Source organism: Arthrobacter sp. B0316-1-20 (genome assembly GCF_059091865.1).
The window spans coordinates 83,902-98,508 of sequence record NZ_JBNHHC010000009.1; the positions used below are offsets into that span (position 1 = coordinate 83,902).

Sequence of the window (14,607 nt, forward strand, 5' to 3'; positions counted from 1 at the left end):
CCGCCCGCTCCCCGGACTGCACACCGGGAACTGCACAGCGTCGGTGCCGGCCGCTAGGCTCAAGACATCGGTATGACGACGTCTGTGCTCGAACGCTTCAGCCCGGCCACCCGCGAGTGGTTCGCCGGCGCCTTCGCCGCGCCCACCAACGCACAGGCCGGTGCGTGGAACGCCATTTCCGCCGGCTCCCATGCCCTGGTGGTGGCGCCTACGGGTTCCGGCAAGACCCTGGCGGCCTTCCTCTGGGCGCTGGACACGTTCATCTCCCGCGCACAGACTCAGGCCGAACCTCCAGTCCTTGTGCCGGAAGCGGCGCCCAAGCGGGGACGCGCCGCCCGCGAGGAGTCCCGCGGCACCCGGGTGCTGTACATCTCGCCGCTCAAGGCCTTGGGTGTGGACGTGGAGCGGAACCTGCGCGCGCCGCTGATCGGCATCACCCAGACCGCCAAACGGCTTGACCTGCCCGCCCCGTCCATCACCGTCGGCGTCCGTTCCGGCGACACTCCGCCCAATGAACGGCGCCGGCTGCTCACCCACCCGCCGGACATCCTGATCACGACGCCGGAATCGTTGTTCCTGATGCTGACCTCCAGGGCGCGGGAAACCCTGGCGTCGGTGGACACCGTGATCATCGATGAAGTGCACGCCGTGGCCGGGACCAAACGCGGCGCGCACCTGGCGGTCACCTTGGAACGGCTGGACGCCCTGCTGGAGCGGCCCGCCCAGCGGATCGGCCTCTCCGCGACCGTCGAGCCGCTGGATACCGTGGCCCGGTTCCTGGGCGGCAATTCCCCGGTGGAGATTGTCGCCCCTCCCGCCCGGAAGTCATGGGACCTGACTGTGACGGTGCCGGTGGAGGACATGACCGCGCTGGCCTCGCCCAGCCAGGAGGAACTGGGAGCCGGCGCGCAGCCCGCGTCCATCTGGCCGCACGTCGAAGAGAAGATCGTGGACCTGATTGCCGAAAACCGGTCCACCATCGTCTTCGCCAACTCGCGCCGGTTGGCGGAGAGGCTCACCGCACGGTTCAACGAAATCTGGACCGAACGCGAGTCCCTCCCGCTGTCCGGCGAGGACGTCTGGGGCACCGCCGCCGCCCATGACGACGCTGCCGAGAATGCTCCCGGTCCGGGGCCCGGCTCGGGTTCCGGTTCGGGTTCCGGTGGTTCCCGCACGCAGACCAAGCCGCCGGCCCAGATCATGGCCCAGGCCGGTTCCGCCTCCGGCGCGGATGCCGTCCTCGCCCGCGCCCACCACGGCTCGGTCAGCAAGGAGGCGCGCGCGCAAATCGAGGACGACCTGAAGTCCGGACGTCTGCGCTGCGTGGTCGCGACGTCGAGCCTGGAGCTGGGCATCGACATGGGTGCGGTGGACCTGGTGGTGCAGGTGGAATCCCCGCAGTCCGTGGCCAGTGGCCTGCAGCGGGTAGGGCGTGCCGGGCACCAGGTCGGCGAGGTCTCCCAAGGCGTGCTGTTTCCCAAGCATCGCCAGGACCTGGTCAATACCACGGTGACGGTCGAGCGGATGCTTGCCGGCCGCATCGAGCCCCTGTATATCCCCGCCAATCCCCTGGACATCCTCGCCCAGCAGACCGTGGCCGCCACCGCCCTCGGCGCCGTCGACGTGGAGGAATGGTTCGACGTCGTGCGCAGGTCCGCGCCCTTCGCCACGCTGCCGCGTTCCGCCTACGAGGCCACCCTGGACCTGCTGGCCGGGCGGTACCCCAGCGACGAATTCGCTGAACTGCGCCCGCGGATCGTTTGGGACCGGGTCGCCGGGACCATCACCGGCCGGCCCGGGGCGCAGCGGCTGGCCGTGACCTCCGGCGGAACCATCCCGGACCGCGGGCTGTTCGGCGTCTACCTGGTGGGTTCCGAGGACGCGAAGAACAGCGGCGGCCGCCGGGTGGGCGAGCTGGACGAAGAAATGGTCTACGAATCCCGCGTGGGCGACGTCTTCGCGCTGGGCGCCACCAGCTGGCGGATCGAAGACATCACCCACGACCGCGTCCTCGTCTCCCCCGCTTTCGGGCAGCCGGGCAAGCTGCCGTTCTGGAAAGGCGATTCACTGGGCAGGCCGGTGGAGCTCGGGCGGGCGCTGGGCCGCTTCGTCCGGGAAGTGTCCGGCACGGCCGAGGAGCCGGCACGCGAGCGGCTGGCCGCCGCCGGGCTGGACGATTGGGCCGCGGGGAACCTGCTGGCCTACCTGGCCGAGCAGCAGCAGGCCACCAACGATGTTCCCAGCGACCGCACCCTGGTGGTGGAGCGCTTCCACGACGAGCTCGGCGACTGGCGCGTGGTGCTGCACAGCCCGTTCGGCATGCCCGTTCACGCGCCCTGGGCGCTGGCGGTCGGCGCCCGGTTGCATCAGAGGTACGGGCTGGACGGTTCCGCCATGGCCGCCGACGACGGAATCGTGCTGCGCGTGCCCATGATGGAAGAAGAGCCGCCCGGCGCCGAATTGTTCCTCTTCGACCCCGAGGAACTGGACCAGATCGTCACCGCGGAGGTGGGCGGTTCCGCGCTCTTCGCCTCCCGCTTCCGCGAATGCGCCGCCCGCGCCCTGCTCCTGCCGCGCAAGAATCCGGGCAAGCGCAGCCCGCTCTGGCAGCAGCGCCAACGCTCCGCCCAGCTGCTGGATGTGGCGCGCAAGTACCCGACGTTCCCGATCATCCTCGAGACGGTGCGCGAATGCCTCCAGGACGTCTACGACCTGCCCGCGCTCAAGGAGATTGCCGCCGGGATCGAGCGCCGGGAGTTGCGCCTGGTGGAAACCACCACCCAGCAGCCGTCGCCGTTCGCCCGCTCGCTGCTCTTCGGCTACGTGGCCAGCTTCCTGTACGAAGGCGACTCCCCGCTGGCCGAGCGCCGGGCCGCGGCCCTGTCGCTGGACCCGGGCCTGCTCAACGACCTGCTCGGCCGGGCCGAACTGCGTGAGTTGCTGGACGAAGGGATCATCGCCCAAACCGAGCAGGAGCTGCAGCGGCTGACCGAGGACCGCAAGGTGCGGGGCGCGGAGGGCATCGCCGACTTGCTGCGGCTGCTGGGCCCGCTGACGACGGCGGAGATCGCAGCCCGCGTCCGGCCCGCCGAACCGGCGAACGGACCGGTGAACGGACCCATGAACGCGCTGGTGGACGGACCGGCGGATGGGTCGACGGATGCCTCGGTCGACGGACCCGTTCCCGCCGGCTCCGCGCCCGTCGGGATTGCCGACGTCGAGCCCTTGGTCGCCGAGCTGGCGAGGGCCAACCGCGCCCTGAAGGTGGGCGTCGCCGGCGGCGAACGCTGGGCGGCGGTGGAAGACGCGGCCCGGCTGCGCGATGCCCTCGGCGTGCCGCTGCCCGTGGGCGTGCCGCTGGCGTTCATCGAGCCGGTGGCCGACCCGCTCGGCGACCTGGTCAGCCGCTTCGCCCGCACTCATGGCCCGTTCACCGCCGGTGAATGTGCCAGGCGGCTGGGCCTGGGCACCGCCGTGGTGCACACCGCGCTGCAACGGTTGCTCAAGGACGGCCGCGTGGTCGAAGGCGAGTTCCGGCCCGGCGGCGCATCGCCCGCTGAGGAGGGCGGAGCCCACGGCACGGCCGACGTGGCTTCTCCGGCCCCGACGGATCAGCGCCAGACCGAATGGTGCGACGTCGAGGTGCTGCGCAAGATCCGCCGCCGGTCGTTGGCCGCCCTGCGCAAGGAAGTCGAACCGGTGGATCCTGCCACCTATGGCCGGTTCCTGCCGACCTGGCAGAACGTCGGGGCGAAGCTGCGCGGCCTGGACGGCGTAGTCACGGTGGTGGACCAACTGTCCGGGGTACCCATCCCGGCGTCGGCGTGGGAACCCCTCATCCTGGCGTCCCGCGTGAGCGACTACGCCCCCGCCATGCTGGACGAGCTGACCGCCACGGGCGAAATCCTGATCTCCGGCGCCGGGTCGATGCCCGGCAACGACGGCTGGATCAGCCTGCATCTGGCCGACGCCGCGCACCTGACGCTGAATCCCCAGCCGGATTTCGAACCCAGCGTGCTGCAATACGAACTGCTCAACGCGCTCTCCGGGACCGGGGGCTACGGCGGCGCCTACTTCTTCCGGCAGCTCACCGACCTGCTCGCGGCCAGCGGCACCCAACCGGGGGACAACGCCGTCGCCAGCGCGCTGTGGGACCTGCTGTGGGCCGGGCGGATCACCAACGACACGTTCGCCCCGGTGCGTTCGCTGCTGGCCGGCGGGACCACCTCGCACCGGCAGCGCAACGCACCGCCGCGGGCACGCTCGGCGCGGCTGGGCCGGCTCGGACGCCTGCCCGGACTGCACGGGACCGGCCTGCAACCCGGCGGCGCCGGGGCGGGTCCCGGCAAGGGTCCCGGCCAGCCGCGCACCTCGCCACCGACCGTCGCGGGGCGCTGGTCGCTGCTGCCGGCGCCGGAGACCGACCCCACCGTGCGCGCACATGCCACCGCCGAACTGCTGTTGGACCGCTACGGCGTGGTCACCCGCGGCTCGGTGGCCGCCGAGTCGATCCCGGGCGGGTTCGGGCTGATGTACAAGGTGCTGGGCAAACTGGAGGAAACCGGCCGCTGCCGCCGCGGTTACTTCATCGAACACCTCGGGGCGGCCCAGTTCGCCGTCTCCCCCACCGTTGACCGGCTGCGCTCCTTCAGCCGCGATGCGCAGCTGGGTGAGCAGGCGCCGTCGGCCGTGGCCCTTGCTGCGACCGATCCGGCCAACCCCTATGGGGCCGCCCTGCCCTGGCCCCCGCAGGACTCCGGCCACCGGCCCGGCCGCAAGGCGGGCGCGCTGGTTGTCCTGGTGGACGGAGAGCTTGCGCTCTACGCGGAACGCGGCGGCAAGACGCTGCTGGCCTTCACCGAGGACGAGGAGGCGCTGGCGTTGTGTGCCCGGGCCTTGGTCCAGGTGATCCGTCGCGGTGCCGCGGACAAGATGGCCGTGGAAAAGGTCAATGGCTCCGGAATTTTGGACACGCCGCTGGCCCATGCGCTGATGGATGCCGGCTTCTATTCCACCCCGCGGGGATTGAGGTTCCGTGCCTGAAGGGGACACCATCTGGCGTGCCGCCCGGCGCTTGCATGCGGCGCTGGCCGGGCAAGAGCTCGCCGGCAGCGACTTCCGGGTGCCGCGCTACGCCACGCTGGACCTGTCCGGGCAGACCGTGGACGAAGTCCGCTCCCGCGGCAAGCACCTGCTGATGCGGATCGGTGCGCTGACGGTGCACTCGCATCTGGGCATGGACGGCAGCTGGCAGATCTACCAACCCGGCGAGCGCTGGCGCAAACCCGCCTTCCAGGCCCGCCTCATCCTCTCCACCGGCACGACGACGGCGGTTGGCTTCGCGCTGGCCGCGCTGGACGTGGTGCCGCGGACCGAGGAAGACACGCTGGTGGGGCATCTCGGTCCCGACCTGCTCGGGCCGGACTGGGACGAGGCGGAGGCGCTGCGGCGGCTGCGGCAGGAACCGGACCGCCCGATCGGACTGGCCCTGCTGGACCAGCGCAACCTCGCCGGGATCGGCAACGTCTACCGCTGCGAGGTCTGTTTCATTGCCCGGGTGCACCCGTCCACCCCTGTGGGCCAGGTGCCGGATCTCCCTGCCATGGTGTTGAAGTCCAAGCAACTGCTGGAGGTCAACAAGGATCGCGGCAGCCGCAGCACCACCGCGTCGCCCGCCCGCCGCGAATCGTTCTGGGTCTACGGGCGGGCCGGCCGGCCGTGCGGCCGCTGCGGCACCCCGATCGTCCACGACCAGCAAGGCAATACCGACGCCGACCAGCGCGACGTCTACTTCTGCCCGCACTGCCAACCGCTGGCTCCCTGACGCGCGGGGCGTTTGCCCGACACACCCCCGCCGCCCCCGGTCCAGGGGGCCGCCCTCCGCCTGCCACAGGCCCCTCATGGCCTGCTCCGACGGCGGCCGGGCGGCACAAACCGTAATATGGTGACGATGACCGACGAAGGGGGCCCATGAGCTGGCTGCAGACGATTCCGGCCGCGCTGTTGGCCATCGTCCTCGTCTTCGGACCCGGCCTGCTCTGGGGTGCAGTGCTCGGCCTGCGCCGGTTGTCCCTGGTCGCACTGGCCGGCCCGTTCGGTGTCACCGCCATCGTGGTCGCCGCCGAGCTTGGCCGCCTGGTCGGGCTGGATTGGGCCTGGCCGCAACTTCTGGCGGTGACCGTGCTCGTGGCCGTCCTGCTCTGGCTGCTCCGCCGCCGCGTCGGCCACCGCCTGCACCGCGATCCCGAAGCCCCGGACCGGCCGGCGCCCTGGCGGTCGGTCGTGCTGGCCTGGGCGGTGTCGGCCGTGCCGCTGGCGGCCGCCATGCTCTGGATCTTCGGCGCCCCGGACAACATCGCGCAGTCGCACGACAACATCTTTCACCTCAACGCGCTGCGCTACATCTCCGACTCGGGCAACGCCTCCTCGCTGACGCTGGGCTACCTGGGCACCACCGACCGGGGCACCTTCTACCCGGCGGGCTGGCACGACGTGGTCTCCCTGGTGATGATCACCGCGGGGCTGCAGCCCGCGGCCGCCATCAACATCACCAACCTGGTGCTGATCACCGGGATCTGGAGCAGCGGCTGCCTGTTCCTGGTCAGCCGGATCACCGGTGAACGCACCATGCCGCTGCTGGTCGCCGCGGTGCTCTCGCTCGCCTACAGCAGCTTCCCCTACCTTTTGCTGGAGTTCGGCGTCGTCTATCCGTTCATGCTCTCCATCGCCATGCTTCCGGCCGCGCTGGGGGTGGTGCTGCAACTGCTCCGGGTGGGCGTGCACACGCGTGTGTCAACGGAAGGCAACGTGCTGCTGCTGGTCGGGCTGTTGCCGGGCATGGCGTTGTCCCATCCCGCCACCATCATGGGACTGCTGGCGCTCTCGGTGCCGCCGGTCTTCGCGGCCGCCCACCCGGCGCTGCGCTCCGGAGAACAACGACGACGGCGGCGCGCCCTGGCGGGCACCGTCGCCTATCTGGTGGTGCTGGCCGCGCTCTGGATGACGCTCCGGCCCGCCCGCAGCAGCAGCACCAACTGGGACAACCTGGGCAGTGCCGCCGAGGCCCTGGCCGACGTGGTGCTGCATTCGCCGCTCGAGCGCCCCATCTCCATCCTGGCGACCGTCCTGACGATCGTGGGCGCCGCGGTCGTCTTCAATCTCCGCAAAAACCGCTTCGCGCTGGCAATGTACGCTATCGCGGCTGCCCTCTACGTGATCGGCAACTGGCACCAGATGCCGGGCCTGCGCTGGTGGGTGACCGGTATCTGGTACAACGACTTCTTCCGCATCAGCGCCATGCTTCCGGTGGCCGGACTGTTGATCGCAGCCATCGGCGGCGTCGCACTGGCCGGGACTGCGCGCTCCTTCTTCCGGGCCACGCTGGTTCGTCGCGAGAAGAAGCCGCCGTCGTGGTTCCGGCCGGCCGCCACCGGGCTGCTGGTGGTCGCCAGTTTGGCAGTGGTGCCGCTGTTTGCCGTGCAGCGGGGCATTTCCGAGGCCGCCGCCAAGTACCGGTTCACGGACAGCTCCCACCTGCTCACCGCGGACGAGCTCGCGTTGATCAAGCGGATTCCCGCCCACGTTCCGGAAGGCGCGGTCATCGCCGGCAACCCGCTCACCGGCGCCTCGCTGTCCTACGCCTACACCGGGCGTCCCGCGCTGGTCCCGTCGGGAGTCACGTCCCCGCGGGTGGACGGCAAGCTCATCATGGACAAACTGGATCAGATGAAGACGGATCCGGCGGTGTGCGCCGCCGTCGAGGCCCAGAACGTGCAGTTCGTGCTCGACTTCGGAGACCACTCGGTGCACCCCGGCGAGAGGACCTCGGTGCCGGGCCTGCAGGAGCTGACCGAGGCCAACGGGTTCGAGCTGGTGGACTCCGAGGGCGAAGCAAAGCTTTACCGGGTCACCGGCTGTCCCTGAGCGTTGCGGTTGCGGGTGGTGCCACCCGGTACCCTTGATGGGTGATGGAATCCCCGCTACCGGTGCGTGACGGCGTCAACGCCACCCGCCTGCGCCTCCCCGGGGAGGGGCCGTGGGAAACGGCGCTGGACTACATGCTGCACCGGTGGGGCCATGTGGATCCCGACGGCATCAGGGACCGCTTCGACCGCGGCGAGATCGTCGGCGAAGGCGGAGCCGTGCTGGACCGGACCACGCCGCTGGATGCCCACACGTTCATTTGGTACTACCGGACCTTGCCGCGGGAGAAGCGGCTGCCGGTGGAGACCAGCATTCTCCACCAGGACGCGAACATCCTGGTGGTGGACAAGCCCCATTTCCTTCCGACCACCCCCGGCGGCACCTTCATCCAGGAGTCGGCGCTGGTCCGGCTGCGCCGCCAACTGGATATCCCGGATCTGATTCCCATGCACCGGCTGGACCGCCTCACCGCCGGAGTGCTGCTCTTCTCCACTAATCCCGCCACCCGCGGCAAGTACCAGGTGCTCTTCGAGAAACGCTTGGTGCAGAAGGAATATGAGGCCATCGCACCGGTGGATCCGCGGCTGCAGTTCCCGCACACGGTGCGGAACCGCATGGTCAAGTCCCGCACCTACCTGCTGGCCGAGGTCGTCGAGGGAGAGCCCAACGCGGAGACCCGGATCGAGTTGCTGGAACAGCGCGGACGGCTGGGCCGCTACAAACTGGAACCGCATACCGGGAAGACCCACCAGCTGCGCGTGCACCTGGCGTCGTTGGGCATCGGGATCCTACACGACCCGTTCTACCCGGTGCTGCTGGACCAGGCTCCTGACGACTTCGAGCGTCCCCTGCAATTACTGGCCCGCGGTATCTCCTTCACCGACCCGATCAGCGGACGACCGGTGGAATACCGCAGCCAACTGGAACTGTCCGAATGGGCAGCGCCAGCCGAATGGGCAGCACGACGCGAAGGGGCAGCAGATAGCGCCGCCGGAGCAATTGCTGCCGGCGGCGCGTTCGCCCCTGCCCGGCAGGCCTAGCGGACTACGGGATTCGGGCCTGGCGGACTACGGGATTCGGCCGCTTCAGGCCCGGCCGGCAGCGGTTCCGCGGGCGCTGGTGTCCCGCCGGCGGTCGAGCAGCAGGCCCAGGGCGATCATGACCACGCCCAGGACGAAATGCAGCCAGTTGTCTGCGGTGTTCAACGGCACGAAGTTGGCTGCGCTCTGCTGGTCAATAAACAGGCCGTACAGCCAGAGGACCAGATAGACCGCGCCGCCCCAGATCATGAAGTTCCGGGCACCGGACACAGTCCTCGCGAGCGCGAATGCAGCCACGCCGTACAGGAGGTGGACGATGTTGTGCAGAATCGAAACTTGGAACACGCCCATCAGCATGGCTTCGGACTGGTGTCCCGCGAATGACATCTGGTCATAGTTTGAGGTGATTCCCGGAATGAAGCCCAAGAGCCCGATCAACAGAAAAACGGCACCGAAGACCATTGCCGCCGTCTGGAGCGGGGTCCGTCCGGTGCTTCGGGCCTGGACGTTGCCTTCTCTTGCCATGGCGATCTTCCCCTCTGACGCCTTGGCAGGTGCGTGCCCCGACGCCGTTCGATATGGACCCTGATCAAAACACTCTACAATAAGCTTGCTTACTAGTTAAGCCCCCGCAGCCAGCCTCAGCCGAATTCGGCTGCCTTTCCTGCGGATAATCCGCTGCCTATGCTGCGGATATAGCCAGGTGCGGCAGCTCCTGCCGCCGCTGTTCCGGACCGGCGGGCCGTCACACGGCAGGGCCACTGCCGGTTTAAGGTCCCGCCGCCTAGCCAGGCCCGGGGTAGCGGTCTACGCTGATGCCACGTCCGCCAGAGGGCCAGGCGAGGAGAAGCATTGGCAGAGCAATCACCCCGTAGCCGGGCAACCGGCCGGTCCACCGATCAGACCACCGGCCCGGTCACCGTGATCACCGGAGCCTCCAGCGGAATCGGCAGGGCGACAGCCCGGATCCTGGCCAAGCGCGGAGCTGCCCTGGTGCTGGCGGCGCGCAGCGCCTCCAGCCTCGACGAGGCGGCGGCCGAGTGCTCAAGGCTGGGTGCACAGGCCATCGCGGTGCCCACCGACATCACGGATGAGGGCGGCTCCGAGAGGCTGGTTCAAGCTGCGCTGGACCGGTTCGGGCGGATCGACGTGTGGATCGGGGCTGCGTCCGTTTATGGCTACGGCACGTTCGAACAAACACCGGCCGACGTGTTCCGGAAGATAGTCGAGACGAACCTGCTAAGCCAGGCCGACAGCATTCGGGCCGTGCTGCCGCAATTCCGACGGCAGCGGCGTGGAGTCCTGATCCTCGTCGGCTCGGTCTACTCCAAGATCAGCACGCCCTACGTGTCCGCGTATGTGGCCGGCAATGCCGGGCTGCTGGGGCTGGCCAACGCGCTGCGACAGGAACTGCTCGACGAGAAGAACATCCACGTTTGCACCGTCCTGCCCGCCACCGTCGACACTCCGATCTTCCAGCACGCGGCCAACTACACCGGCCGCAGCGTCCACCCCCTCCCTCCGGTCGTCAGCCCGTACCGGGTGGCCAGGGCCATCGCCCGGATGGCCTCAAAGCCCCGCCGCCAGGTGGTGGTGGGCCGGCTCCAGCACGTATTCATTCCGTTCCAGCGCTGGTTCCCGGGCCTGCACGACCGCGTATCGGGGCCACTCATGGACACCCTGGCACTTCGGGGACAGGGCGTCGCGCCATCGGCGGGGACTGTTTTCGCCCCGGATCCGCCGTCGAACAAAGTCAGCGGGAACTGGCGTTCGGGACGCGCCCGTGTGATGGCCGGCGGACTGGCAGGCCTGGCGGTGGCCGGTTACCGAAGGACGCGGAAGCGGCGGCACCCGCGCGCCGGGCTCCGCGGAACCCGCAAGCGGCGACGCCCTTAGACCGGGCGCCGCGCCCAGGCGACCAGCCAGCAGGCTTCGACCACGGCGTCGAGAAGATAGATCCTGCTGATCCGTCCGGGCACCGCGGTGAGGATGTCGACGGCCGCAAAGGTGGCAGCCGCCCCCATGCCGATCCGCCGGGCAGCGGCTGTGCCGCCGGAAGTCCCGGCGCCCCTGATCTGCGCATGGCCCGCCGCAATCATCAGGCCGCCGACAGTCTTGACCAGCCAAGGCTCCCCTTTCGGCCCGGTAACCGCTTCGAAGCTGCGGTAGTGCAGCAGCGGCCATACCCCGAAGGCCACGTTGAACACGCCGTGGGCGACGGCCAAACCTGCCTGGCGCATACGGAACACCTCTCGCCGTCGTCGGAGTGGATCTGGGCGGTGTGCCTGCGGCAATTGTGCCGCAGGGGACTATGAAAATCCACGCTTCGCCGCCATGACCCGCGTGCTGCCGAAGGACTGGCTTCAATCGAAGTCCGGGCACCCCGCTGCCGGTCACTAAGGTTGCTTATTAAATTCAGCGTGCCTAGCGTGGAAGGCATCCGGCCCGCACGTGGCCAGCCCGGACAGATGAGTTGGCAGTAGCGACGGCGAGCCCATTTTCGCGGAGGTTGCCGCAGATGTTCTTCCATAAACAAGAGCTCCAATACAAAGCCGAACCAAACCAGCCGGATGCCGTCTACGCCCGGAAACTTCAGGAGGTCCTGGGCGGCCAGTACGGCGAGATCACGGTTGCCATGCAGTACAGCTTCCAGGCGTGGAACATCCACATCCCCGGCAAGTACAAGGACCTGCTCTTCGGCATTGCCGCGGAGGAGTTCGGCCACGTGGAGATGCTGGCCAAGATGATTGCGCAGCTGCTGGAGAAAGCCCCGCTCGGCATCACCGACGAAGCCGTCCAGTCTGATCCGACGATCGCCGCGGTGGTGGGCGGAACCGATGTCCAGCAGGCCATCGTCGCAGGCGCGGGCGCCCGCCCGGTGGACAGCAACGGAAACCCCTGGTCGGGAAGCTACATCACCGCCAGCGGCAACTTGCTCGCAGACTTCACCTCCAACGCGAACGCGGAGATGCAGGGCCGGCTGCAGGTAGCCCGGCTCTACCACATGACGGACGACCACGGCGTGCGCGATATGCTCTCCTTCCTGCTCGCCCGGGACACCATGCACCAGAACCAGTGGATCGCCGCGGCACGGGAACTCCAGGAAGAGGGGTCCGAGACCCTGCCGGTGCCGAGCAACTTCCCGCTGTCCAAAGAGAACCGGGACGTGGCCTACCAGTACCAGAACTTCTCGGACGGGGCCGCCGCGGCACAAGGATCCTGGGCGAGCGGGGCTTCCCCCGACGGCAAGGGCGAGTTCACCTACCACGACGGCCCCACCACCACCGCCCCGATGCCGAAGCCGACCCACCCGGACGCACGCTTTTACGGGACCACGGAACTTCCCAACCTGGTCGAGAAGACCGCCGGGGCAGTCCAGGACAAGCTGCGCAAGGAATAGCACGCCACGCATCCCCGCGGCCGCCAGCGCCGCGGGGATGCCCTGAGTCCGAAAGGCAGATATGTTTCAACGCAACGTCGCCGAAAACATCCACCGCGTCGGCCATGCCGATGTGAACCTCTACATCGTCGAGGACGGCGACAAGATCATGCTGGTCGACGCCGGACTGCCGGCCATGTGGAAGATGACCGTGGCAGCCATCCGGGAGCTGGGCCGTTCGCCCCGCGACATCAGTGCCCTGGTATTGACGCACGCCCATTTCGATCATGTGGGGTTTGCCGCCCGGTTGCAGCACGACCTCGACGTCCCGGTGTACTGCCACCCCGGCGACTACTACATCGCCGCCCATCCCTACCGGTACAAGCACGAGAAAAACCGCCTCATCTATCCCGTCAAGTACCCCCGGTGCATACCCATCCTGAGCCGGATGACGGCAGCCGGCGCGCTCATGGTCAAGGGTGTCACGGACCTGCGGACGCTCGACGACGGTGCCGCCGCAACGCTGCCCGGCGCACCCACGGTGGTGCCCACTCCCGGACACACTGCCGGGCACTGCGCCTTGCACTTCCCCGGGCGCGGGGCCTTGATCACCGGCGACGCGCTGGTCACCCTCGACCCGTATACCGGCGCCCGCGGACCGCACATAGTAGCTGCCGCCGCCACCGCGGACACTCGGCAAGCACTCCAGTCGCTCCAGGCCTTGGCGCAGACGGAGGCACGAATCGCCCTCCCGGGCCACGGGGAGCCGTTCGCCGGCGGCATCGCTTCGGCGGTGCAGCAGGCCATCGAGCGCGGACCGTCCTGATGGCCGAAAACGGCCACCCCGCGGGAGGCGTGGCCGAAAACGGCCCTGCCCCCGCGGGAGACGGGCAGGAGTCCATCGTCCACCCGGACGGCGACGACCTGTTTGGCCTGATCGCCACCCTGACCGAGAGCCGCTGGCAATCCTCACAGGGGAAGTTCAGGCCGACGGTCGCCTACCGCGGTCACACCTCCGCCGCCCGGGATCTCTCCACCGGGCTGGTCCGGCTGCGCGGGCAGCAGGAGACGGATGTGGAACGGCACATCCTGCGCAACTTCCGCAAGTACGCCCACCGGGACACCTCACCCGGGGACTCGGACTGGAATTGGCTGAGCGTCGCCCAGCACCATGGCCTGCCGACCCGCCTGCTGGACTGGTCGCACTCGCCCTACGTGGCGCTGCACTTCGCCACCCGGGACACCAGCAGGTACGACGAGGACGGTGCCGTCTGGTGCGTCGACTATGCGGCCGCCCACCGCACGCTGCCCGAGGAACTGCGCGCCGCGGTCGAGTCACTGGGCGGCGGCCTGTTCACCACCGGCGTTCTCTCCCATGCCGCCTTCACCCTGGACGAGTTCGACCGTTTCACCGACGCGGACGGGCGCAGCGTGCCCTTGTTCTTCGAACCGCCGTCGCTGGACGAGCGGATCGTGAACCAGGCGGCAATCTTTTCCACCATGTCGGACTCATCGGCGGGCCTGGACGAGTGGCTGGGGCGCCATCCCGGGATCTACCGCAAGATCATCATCCCGGCGACACTCAAGTGGCGCATCCGGGACCACCTTGACCAGGCCAATGTCACCGAACGGGTGCTCTTCCCGGGCCTGGACGGTCTTTCGCTGTGGCTGCGCCGCTACTACGGCCTCCGGGATAAGGGCTAACCGCCCAGTTCCGCGTGGACGCGGCGGAAGGTCTCCGCCAGCCCCGCCGAAAACAGGACAAATTCGACCACCCGGATCCCGCCGCCGTCGTACTTGAGAACCTCGCCGATGCCGCGGCGGGCGACCGTCTCCGCATCCCAGCCGTAGACGCCGGCACCGATCGCCGGGAACGCCAGCGTCTCGGCCCGCAACCCGTCGGCCACGCGGAGGGATTCCCGAAAGCAACTGGCCAGCAGCTCCGGGTCGGTCTGGCCGGCACGGCGGTTGGGCCCCACGGTATGGATCACCCACTTGGCCGGCAGGAAGTAGCCCTCGGTGGCCGCCGCGTGGCCCGGCGGCAACCCGTCCGGCAGTTCGGTGGCGCGCAGCATGCGGCAGGCTTCCAGCAGTTGCGGTCCCGCGGCGGCGTGGATGGCCCCGTCCACTCCCCCGCCGCCGAGCAGGCTGGAATTGGCGGCGTTCACTATGGCGTCCACCTGACGCTGGGTGATGTCGCCTTCAAGGATGCGGATTTCCATCTTTTCCAGTCTGCCACCGAGCCTGTATTCCCGATAGATTGGG

11 protein-coding genes are annotated in these 14,607 nt (G+C 69.0%); 8 read left to right on the plus strand and 3 right to left on the minus strand.

What is annotated here, in order from left to right; genetic code table 11:
• Window positions 1-72 precede the first annotated feature (72 nt).
• The 4 genes from AC5RW2_RS16420 to AC5RW2_RS16435 all read left to right on the plus strand — a co-directional run bounded on the left by AC5RW2_RS16420 (window position 73) and on the right by AC5RW2_RS16435 (window position 8,963).
• Window positions 73-5,043 (plus strand): Lhr family helicase, encoded by a 4,971-nt coding sequence (locus tag AC5RW2_RS16420; RefSeq protein WP_494074231.1) that lies wholly within the window; start codon window positions 73-75, stop codon window positions 5,041-5,043.
• On the plus strand, window positions 5,036-5,824 hold the full coding sequence (locus tag AC5RW2_RS16425; protein ID WP_494013076.1) for an Fpg/Nei family DNA glycosylase: 789 nt from the start codon (window positions 5,036-5,038) through the stop codon (window positions 5,822-5,824). Before AC5RW2_RS16420 ends, AC5RW2_RS16425 begins: the two co-directional genes overlap by 8 nt.
• Window positions 5,825-5,970: 146 nt before the next feature.
• Window positions 5,971-7,923 carry a DUF6541 family protein gene (locus AC5RW2_RS16430; protein WP_494013077.1) on the plus strand — a complete coding sequence of 651 codons (1,953 nt, stop codon included), beginning with the start codon at window positions 5,971-5,973 and terminating at the stop codon, window positions 7,921-7,923.
• A gap of 44 nt (window positions 7,924-7,967) precedes the next feature.
• Window positions 7,968-8,963: an RluA family pseudouridine synthase gene (locus AC5RW2_RS16435; RefSeq protein ID WP_494013751.1), complete on the plus strand. Its 996-nt coding sequence runs from the start codon at window positions 7,968-7,970 to the stop codon at window positions 8,961-8,963.
• 45 nt (window positions 8,964-9,008) lie between these two features.
• Here the strand turns inward: AC5RW2_RS16435 and AC5RW2_RS16440 are convergent, their stop codons facing one another.
• A complete protein-coding gene (locus AC5RW2_RS16440) occupies window positions 9,009-9,488 on the minus strand; it encodes a DUF4383 domain-containing protein (protein WP_494002266.1) in 480 nt (159 codons plus the stop codon).
• 327 nt (window positions 9,489-9,815) lie between these two features.
• On the opposite strand from AC5RW2_RS16440, the gene AC5RW2_RS16445 reads away from it, so the two are divergent.
• Complete coding sequence (locus AC5RW2_RS16445) at window positions 9,816-10,859, plus strand: SDR family NAD(P)-dependent oxidoreductase (protein WP_494074232.1); 1,044 nt, start codon at window positions 9,816-9,818, stop codon at window positions 10,857-10,859.
• On the opposite strand, the gene AC5RW2_RS16450 is transcribed toward AC5RW2_RS16445, so the two are convergent.
• Window positions 10,856-11,203, minus strand: a complete 348-nt coding sequence (locus AC5RW2_RS16450) for a hypothetical protein (RefSeq protein ID WP_494074233.1) — start codon at window positions 11,201-11,203, stop codon at window positions 10,856-10,858. The two genes, AC5RW2_RS16445 and AC5RW2_RS16450, sit on opposite strands and share 4 nt — an antisense overlap.
• Window positions 11,204-11,481: 278 nt before the next feature.
• On the opposite strand from AC5RW2_RS16450, the gene AC5RW2_RS16455 reads away from it, so the two are divergent.
• The 3 genes from AC5RW2_RS16455 (at window position 11,482) to AC5RW2_RS16465 (ending at window position 14,046) form a co-directional block, all read left to right on the plus strand.
• Window positions 11,482-12,363 carry a manganese catalase gene (locus AC5RW2_RS16455; protein ID WP_494074234.1) on the plus strand — a complete coding sequence of 294 codons (882 nt, stop codon included), beginning with the start codon at window positions 11,482-11,484 and terminating at the stop codon, window positions 12,361-12,363.
• 61 nt (window positions 12,364-12,424) lie between these two features.
• Window positions 12,425-13,168, plus strand: coding sequence for an MBL fold metallo-hydrolase (locus AC5RW2_RS16460; protein WP_494074235.1), 744 nt, complete (start codon window positions 12,425-12,427; stop codon window positions 13,166-13,168).
• Window positions 13,168-14,046, plus strand: coding sequence for an FRG domain-containing protein (locus tag AC5RW2_RS16465; RefSeq protein ID WP_494074236.1), 879 nt, complete (start codon window positions 13,168-13,170; stop codon window positions 14,044-14,046). The genes AC5RW2_RS16460 and AC5RW2_RS16465 overlap by 1 nt, the downstream gene beginning before the upstream one ends.
• Here the strand turns inward: AC5RW2_RS16465 and AC5RW2_RS16470 are convergent.
• A complete protein-coding gene (locus tag AC5RW2_RS16470; protein WP_494074237.1) occupies window positions 14,043-14,564 on the minus strand; it encodes an O-acetyl-ADP-ribose deacetylase in 522 nt (173 codons plus the stop codon). The two genes, AC5RW2_RS16465 and AC5RW2_RS16470, sit on opposite strands and share 4 nt — an antisense overlap.
• Window positions 14,565-14,607: the final 43 nt, after the last annotated feature.